Genomic DNA, 5604 nt, shown 5'->3' with positions numbered 1-5604 from the left:
AATTGGTCACGGTTAATTTGGCTGCCCCTAGGTGTGCCCCCATTTTTTCCCTATCCTCATCATTTGATACATCCCACTGTTTGGCAGCCCCATATAAAAAGTACTCTGACTGCATTACCTTTAGTTCAATTTCACCCAGTTTTTGTTGTACATTTGGTAAATCGATGATCGGTCCCACGATACTATTAGGAGAATACTCCTTTGCAAACTGAATGGCATATTTTTGGGCGGCTTTGGCTATGCCGAGATAACAAGCTGGTATATGTAAGAGCCATCCATTTGCTTTTTTGCCAGCGGAACTAATCTCTTCGACAAGGTGGTCGTTAGGGACAAAACAATGATTCAATATTAAGTCATGGGAGCCGGTGCCTCTTAATGCAATACTGTCCCAAGTTTCCTCGATAATAAGTCCTTTAGTGTTCCGTGGGATTAGAAAATTTGCCACCTCATCGGTTTCATTGATAGTTGCACTAACGATAAAAAAATCAAGGACAGGTGACATGGTCGTAAATGTTTTTCTTCCTGTTATTACCCAGCCATTTTGACATTTTTCTGCCCTTGTTTCCGGTCTTCCTCCCCGAGTAGGACTACCAGTTTTCGGCTCACTTTGAGCGCTGTTTATTAATGAACCATTCATTACTTGTTCACAAAGATACTTAAAAACAGGCTCCTTCCATGTTCTTTTCTCATTAAGATTCATTATAATACCCATATGCCACCCAATCGAAAGTGCCGTTGCCCCATCACCCTCAGCTATTGTTTCTTGGAGACGAATTAATTCATAGAGCTCTATCTCCTTACCCCCATACCTAGAAGGTACAGTTAATGTAGTGTATCCAGTATTTTTAAGGTCACTTATATTTGCATAAGGAAAACTGCCTTCAATGTCTATTTGATGTGCTCTTAATAGGAATTGTTTTGACAGATTACTCATTAGTTCAATTCGTTCATTCACAGTCTGTTTTTCTAGAAAATTCATTATATATCTCTCCAATCCAAATCGTAAAAAATTAAACCAGAATACTACCCAATTGTGATTTTTCCCTTCGGGTACCGGAAGGCATCAGGATTTCTGCGTATTGTCACCGCATAGGCAATGGTAAGTGGACCCACCCTACCAGCAAACATTGTAAAAATGATCAGTGTCTTACCTAGTGGTGATAATTCCGGAGTTAACCCCATAGAAAGTCCAACTGTTGCAAATGCAGAGGTTACCTCAAATAAAATGGCTAAAAAATCTTGCCCATGTTCCGAGATGGTTAATATAAGTGACATTACCACAACAAGAAATATTCCACTAAACGTTACGGTTAGAGCTTTATAAATGGTTTCATATTCAATTCGTTGGCGGTAAAAAATCACATCCTCTTTCCCGCGGATTTGTGACCAAACAGCGCCTATCAGAGTAGTAAATGTTGTTGTTTTAATCCCTCCTCCAGTCGACCCAGGCGATGCGCCAACAAACATAAGGAGGATGATTAATAATAAGGATGATTGTGTTAAATCACCAATATTTAACGTATTAGCCCCTGCCGTTCTTGCGGTAACTGATTGAAAGAAGGAACCTAAAATTTTTCCAGAAAGCGACAATGGTTTTAGTGTTAATCCATTAGAATATTCAAGTAGAAATATGCCTGCTGTACCAACTGCTAACAGCGTAATGCTAGTCATTAAAACAATCTTAGTATGTAGAGATAGCCGTTTGGAAATTCGATATTCAAAAAGTTCGTTCATAACGATAAACCCGATTCCACCCAAAATTATTAATGAACTTATCGTCAGAGTTACCGTAGGGTCATCAACATAACCTGTTAAACTGTGAAACTCACCCATTAGATCAAATCCTGCATTGTTAAAATTGGATACCGAATGAAATATTCCAAAATAAATCGCTTTACCAATATCCATATCGAAGGAAAAACGAATCGATAAAAGCAAAGCCCCAGTAAATTCAATTAAAGCTGTAAAAATTAATATCCTTTGTGCGAGGCGAACAATTCCTTCCATTGATAGATTGTTGAGCGACTCTTGGAGCAGTATTCTTTCTTTTAAAGAAATTCTTTTCCCCAGCAAGAAAGCAAAAAAAGTAGCAAAGGTCATAAAGCCAAGACCGCCGACTTGAATCATACATAAAATAATCACTTGACCCGCCACTGTAAAAGTAGTTCCGGTATCAACAACTACTAATCCTGTAACACATGTTGCTGAGGTTGCTGTAAATAATGCATTTAAAAACGATAGACCTTCCCCATTTGTTGTTGAGAACGGTAAAGTTAGTAAAAATGATCCTAATAAAATAATTAGACCAAAACCCAATACAAGAATTTTAGGCGGATCTATATATTTTTTTTTACGCAGCATTGTTTTCTTCCTTCCTCCTAAAAAATTAATTTGTTTGTGTCAAATGTGTGTCATACCTCACTGAAGTCAAATGCTTGTTGTTCTATAATACAAGAAGAAATGGCATGGGAATTAAAGGGGGATTTTTATGAAACAAGGATCAAAACAACTTTTTATACAAACTGGAAGCCTTGTTGCTGGTTTTATGGTTTGGGTACTTATATCATCACTTATGCCTTTTATAAAAGCAGATATTCAGCTTACTTCATCACAAATTGCATGGGCAACAGCCGTCCCTGTGATCCTTGGCTCACTGCTTCGTGTTCCGATTGGCTATTGGACCAATCGCTATGGTGCTCGTCTTTTATTTTCAATTAGTTTCATTATACTACTTATTCCTATTGCATTGTTAAGCTATGCTAATTCCTTGCTTACGCTTATAATTGGCGGACTATTACTTGGAATTGGCGGAGCTATTTTTTCGGTCGGTGTTACCTCCCTTCCAAAATATTATGAAAAATCAAAGCACGGATTTATTAATGGAATATACGGAGCAGGTAACATCGGAACAGCCATTACTTCTTTTTCAGCGCCGGTTCTTGCTACCGCATATGGTTGGAGAAATACGATAAAAATCTACCTGCTAGTTGTACTTCTCTTTGCCCTTTTAAATTTTATATTAGGGGACAGAAAAGAACGAAAAGTTCACATTTCCTTACCTGACCAAATTAAAGAGGTTTATAAAAATCCAAAACTATGGTTTCTAAGTTTATTTTATTTTATCACGTTTGGTTCCTTCGTAGCCTTCACCATATATTTACCATCGTTCTTAGTCAATCATTTTGAATTGGATAAAGTGGATGCAGGACTCCGGACAGCCGGTTTTATTGCTTTGGCCACAATTTTTAGACCAATCGGGGGATGGTTAGGCGATAAAATTAATCCGTTTCTTATTTTAATGGCGGTATTCTTTAGCTTAACTTTTGCAGGATTTCTATTGTCGTTTACTCCATCGCTGCCAATTTATTCTTTCGGCTGCCTTTTAGTCGCTTTCTTTGCGGGGATTGGTAATGGTGCGATTTTTAAACTAGTCCCATTATATTTTTCAAAGCAAGCTGGTATTGTGAATGGTATTGTTTCTGCCATGGGGGGGATTGGTGGTTTTTTCCCTCCAGTTATTCTTACCATTCTCTTTAATTGGACTGGTCATTATGCAATTGGTTTTATGTCCCTTTCTGAGTTTTCATTAGCAAGTCTGGTTATTGTAGTTTGGCTATATTACCAAGATAAGCTAGATATTTCGGCTAAGATCGTTAACCATGCCTTAGATGGCATTTGTGTAACCGATGTTCATGGAATCATTCAAAGTGTAAATCCTGCATTTACGAAAATTACCGGATATAGTCAAGCAGAAGTTGTCGGTAAAACCCCAAGTGTACTTCAATCCGGGGAACATGGGAACGAATTTTACAATCAAATGTGGGAAAGTCTAAAGACCAATGGCGTTTGGGAAGGGTACATTTGGAATAAACGTAAAAATAACGAAATATACAGAGAATGGCTTTCCATTACAGCCATTAAGGATGACGGTGGAGAAACAAAGAACTATGTAGGTATGTTTTATGAGGATAACGAAAAATCTTAGATAAGCATAACAAAAGGAGATCTTTCCGTGTGGAAGGTCTCCTTTTGCTATGCTTAGGAGCAAATTATTACAACTTTTTGTCATTCGCTTCGAGTTCACAGTTCGTTCACCATTTTTGTGACGTACGTCACAAAATTCATGTTACCATCTGATTTATAGTAATAACACAAACAATAAATACTTTTGAAAATAAAATTTAAAACACTTTAGGGGGAATAAATAATGGCCCGAATTAATTACTGGAACCCAGAAGATGAAAAGTTCTGGAAAGCAGAAGGAAAAAAACATGCACGACGAAATTTATGGATTTCCGTACCATCATTGATGATCGCATTTATTGTCTGGCAAATTTGGTCCGTGGTAGCCGTAAAACTTAACGACATCGGCTTCCATTTTACTGAAGAACAACTCTTTACACTTGCAGCTGTTCCTGGTTTGGTTGGTGCAACACTACGTTTTGTTTATACATTTGCAGTTGGCTCGATTGGCGGTAAGAACTGGACCGTCATTTCCACAGCGGTTCTAGCGATTCCTGCGATTGGAATTGGATTTGCCGTTCAGAATCCGGAGACACCATTTTCAATTATGCTAACTCTAGCAGCTCTTTGTGGTCTAGGCGGCGGTAATTTCTCATCCTCTTCAGCGAATATCAGCTTTTTCTTTCCGAAAAAAGAAAAAGGAACAGCTCTTGGTATTAATGGCGGTTTAGGTAACATGGGGGTATCTGTTGTTCAATTCGTTACACCATTAATTGTTACTTCAGGAACTTTTGCACTAGTTGGCGGCAATCAAGTGTTAGCAAATGGTCAGAAAGTTTGGTTACAAAATGCAGCATTTATCTGGGTTATTCCAATTATAATCTTAACAATCCTAGCGATGTTTAAAATGGATAATGTTCCTGGAGCAAAACAATCCGTAGCGGATCAATTTGTGATCGTAAAACGTAAACACACTTGGATTATGACAGCACTTTATGTAGCAACATTTGGTTCATTCATTGGTTATTCAGCGGCCTTCCCGCTCCTTTTAAGATCACAATTTCCTGAGCATATTTCACTTGCCTTCCTTGGAGCCTTAGTGGCAGCGGCAGCTAGACCTGTAGGTGGTTGGTTGGCTGACAAACTTGGCGGTGCTAAAGTGACTGCATATGTTTTAGTAATCATGGGAATTGGTGCAGCAGGGGTTATTTACTTCCTAAATGGAAAACAATTTGCTGGATTCTTAGTATCTTTCTTAGTTCTTTTCGTTGCATCTGGTATTGGTTCAGGTTCAACATTCCAAATGATTCCAAACCTTTTTATTCCTAAGGAAGCCGCACCTGTCATCGGATTCTCGGCAGCATTTGCAGCTTATGGATCATTCTTTATTCCAAAGTTGTTCGGATGGTCTGTTAAAGCTACTGGCACACCTGTTACTGCTTTTTACTTCTTTATCGGTTTTTATGTTATATCCTTTGCGCTTAACTGGTATTTTTATCAAAGAAAAGCAACTGCAGCTAAAGCTCTTACACAGCAGGTCGGGTAATCCCGGCTTGTTTTTTTTGAAAGGCTCTGTTAAAGTTGCCTGTTGATTTCCGCTCCAGGCACGTGCGGTTCGCGGGCGGTCCGGGGAGCCTCCTC

4 protein-coding genes are annotated in these 5604 nt (G+C 38.6%); 2 read left to right on the top strand and 2 right to left on the bottom strand.

The genetic code is table 11. The annotated features are described in order from the left end of the window. Both V7659_RS21040 and V7659_RS21035 read right to left on the bottom strand, forming a co-directional pair. Nucleotides 1-979 (bottom strand): acyl-CoA dehydrogenase family protein (locus tag V7659_RS21040; RefSeq protein WP_335542014.1); only part of this gene is annotated, 979 nt, incomplete at its 3' end. A 44-nt stretch (nucleotides 980-1023) separates the two neighbouring features. Beyond that, complete coding sequence (locus V7659_RS21035) at nucleotides 1024-2361, bottom strand: TrkH family potassium uptake protein (RefSeq protein ID WP_335542013.1); 1338 nt, start codon at nucleotides 2359-2361, stop codon at nucleotides 1024-1026. Between the two features lie 127 nt (nucleotides 2362-2488). Here V7659_RS21035 and V7659_RS21030 point away from each other — a divergent pair, with 127 nt between their 5' ends. After that, a complete protein-coding gene (locus tag V7659_RS21030; RefSeq protein WP_335542011.1) occupies nucleotides 2489-3985 on the top strand; it encodes a nitrate/nitrite transporter in 1497 nt (498 codons plus the stop codon). Between the two features lie 222 nt (nucleotides 3986-4207). Continuing rightward, on the top strand, nucleotides 4208-5509 hold the full coding sequence (locus tag V7659_RS21025) for a NarK family nitrate/nitrite MFS transporter (protein ID WP_335542008.1): 1302 nt from the start codon (nucleotides 4208-4210) through the stop codon (nucleotides 5507-5509). The last annotated feature ends 95 nt before the right edge of the window (nucleotides 5510-5604 follow it).

Source organism: Neobacillus drentensis (assembly GCF_036966985.1).
GTDB classification, from domain to species: Bacteria; Bacillota; Bacilli; order Bacillales; family Cytobacillaceae; genus Neobacillus; species Neobacillus drentensis_E.
This window is presented reverse-complemented; position numbering and strand designations above follow the sequence as displayed.

What these genes read in the sequence shown, in the direction of transcription:
- V7659_RS21035 (WP_335542013.1), bottom strand. Translation starts at nt 2,361, where the DNA reads ATGCTGCGTAAAAAAAAATATATAGATCCGCCTAAAATTCTTGTATTG.
- V7659_RS21030 (WP_335542011.1), top strand. Translation starts at nt 2,489, where the DNA reads ATGAAACAAGGATCAAAACAACTTTTTATACAAACTGGAAGCCTTGTT.
- V7659_RS21025 (WP_335542008.1), top strand. Translation starts at nt 4,208, where the DNA reads ATGGCCCGAATTAATTACTGGAACCCAGAAGATGAAAAGTTCTGGAAA.